Here is a 799-nt window from a genome sequence, read left to right as displayed (position 1 = left end):
TCATTATACTATACTTATATCTCTTATATATATCCTTCCCTGAAACGCAATAAGCTGATTATTATTTAGATATTTATGTTTTATAATAAAATTTTTCAGGATTATTTATGAAATGCCCTTTTAAAATAGAGTAGTGATTTTAGTAAAGTCAGCTCGGCAATCGCTATTTTTAAGTTTTTAATAATTTAGAAAGACGACGAAAGAGAAGAAGTTAGAACTTAATTATCAAAGTAAACTATTGCTAGTTATTCAAGATAAAAGGTATAACTATCATCAACATCCCTAATAATATAATTGTAAATTAAATCAGTGGTATTTTATAATATAAAAATATTTTTCGGGGCGTAGCGCAGCTTGGTAGCGCACTTGCATGGGGTGCAAGAGGTCGCAGGTTCAAACCCTGCCGTCCCGATCTCTAAATCACTAAAGTTATTTCAAATATAAGCCCTCGTTTAATCAATTTTATTTTACGATGGAATTTTCACTGATTTAATGATTTTAGTTATAAACGCCACATATAAACTTACTACTTTCTGTCATTGATACAAGGTTTTTCCTCAAAAGGTGTTAATTACTCTAACTTCGATTAGAGTGCCTTTTTTATTAGAGCCTACTTTGATCTGGGATTCATTTTAGTAGATTAAGTGATTAAAGTATGGGATAGGATGAACATATCAATTTATGCTATAATCGTTAGTTAATCAAATTTATTAATACTAATATGAGATGTCACGTTCACTAGCCGCAACAACAATGCCTTATTAAAATCAGATAATAATTTTAAAAGAAAGAAGAGAAC

The 799-nt window shown here is 29.4% G+C and carries 1 tRNA gene; it reads left to right on the top strand.

The annotated features are described in order from the left end of the window. Positions 1-338: 338 nt before the first annotated feature. Positions 339-412, top strand: a tRNA-Pro gene (locus tag CLERM_RS00610). Positions 413-799: the final 387 nt, after the last annotated feature.

The sequence above is a fragment of the Coxiella-like endosymbiont genome (assembly GCF_002871095.1).
In the GTDB taxonomy this organism is placed as follows: domain Bacteria; phylum Pseudomonadota; class Gammaproteobacteria; order Coxiellales; family Coxiellaceae; genus Coxiella.
Note: the sequence above shows the minus strand (reverse complement) of the source record. Positions and strands in the feature narration are given on the sequence as shown.